The organism is Nitrosomonas sp. GH22, assembly GCF_009833115.1.
GTDB lineage: Bacteria > Pseudomonadota > Gammaproteobacteria > Burkholderiales > Nitrosomonadaceae > Nitrosomonas > Nitrosomonas eutropha.
Genome location: NZ_QRCA01000076.1, coordinates 1 through 1,032, shown reverse-complemented (window position 1 = coordinate 1,032; position 1,032 = coordinate 1). Strand labels below are relative to the sequence as shown.

Genomic DNA, 1,032 nt, shown 5'->3' with positions numbered 1-1,032 from the left:
GTGTATTCATAGGCGCAAAAAGTGGTGCGTGGTTAGAAAGTAAAGCAGAACTGTTCGGGGGTATAGTACTTATCCTCATAGGGTTCAAAATATTAGCATTTTGAAATTCAGCCACGAACCCAGATACATAACAAAGCAATGCCATGCGAACATAATGACCAATCAGCATGCTGTTACTCTGCAGATTAAAGTGAAACCTCGGTCCAGAGCCTCATCCCTGGTGCAAGCTTCGGATGGTTCGTGGGTAGCTCAATTGAAAGCGCCGCCAGTAGACGGCCAAGCCAATGCAGAACTCATCGCTCTTGTGGCGAAGCATTTTCAATGCCGCAAGTCTGCGGTTTTCATCAAGTCCGGAACGTCTGGCCGCACCAAACTGGTAAAAGTCGAGCGATGAGACCTAACAACGCGTTCCAGGGGGTACCTCATGCCAGCGCACAGTGCTTCCCATGAAGTCTGCTCGCTCCTTTCGAGCGCGGATTACCTCAGGAATAATCCACCAATCCCAAGCGTTGAAGATTTCCTTGACCAGGTCATACAGCTTCCTTCAGAAAGGGAACACGGCGGAACTGATTCAGTTGTAAAGAAAAAAGGTGAACTGCCTGCCTAACGAGCAGTTAGAGCCGATCGTTTACGTTCCGGCTCAACTCCATGTTGGGCATCCAGGAGACTGATATGGAATACATCATCGTTTGTACTGCTGCACTTCTTGCTTCCGGCCTCACTCTGTTTTCCGGGTTTGGTCTGGGAACACTGTTGATGCCAGTGGTGGCGATATTCTTTCCACTTGAAATAGCCATCGCTATCACGGCAGTGGTTCACTTCACAAACAATCTGTTCAAGTTGGTATTGATGGGGCATCGCGCAGATAAATCAATCCTGCTGAAATTTGGGTTACCCGCTGTTCTCGCGGCGTTTGCAGGTGCTGGTCTCCTCAACTGGCTTGGCGAAGTCCCTCCAGTATTCCAGTACATGGCATTCGGTCGTGAACTGGCAGTTTCACCGCTCAAACTGGTCATCGGCGTACTGATTATC

At 49.3% G+C, this 1,032-nt stretch carries 3 protein-coding genes; all 3 read left to right on the top strand.

Going from position 1 to position 1,032, the window contains the following annotated elements:
• Nucleotides 1–8 precede the first annotated feature (8 nt).
• Nucleotides 9–104: a manganese efflux pump gene (locus tag ABF86_RS13150; RefSeq protein WP_269746060.1), complete on the top strand. Its 96-nt coding sequence runs from the start codon at nucleotides 9–11 to the stop codon at nucleotides 102–104.
• A gap of 50 nt (nucleotides 105–154) precedes the next feature.
• Nucleotides 155–394 carry a DUF167 domain-containing protein gene (locus ABF86_RS12385; RefSeq protein ID WP_041515096.1) on the top strand — a complete coding sequence of 80 codons (240 nt, stop codon included), beginning with the start codon at nucleotides 155–157 and terminating at the stop codon, nucleotides 392–394.
• 278 nt (nucleotides 395–672) lie between these two features.
• The coding region (locus ABF86_RS12380; RefSeq protein ID WP_160803664.1) for a TSUP family transporter at nucleotides 673–1,032 on the top strand (360 nt) is incomplete at its 3' end.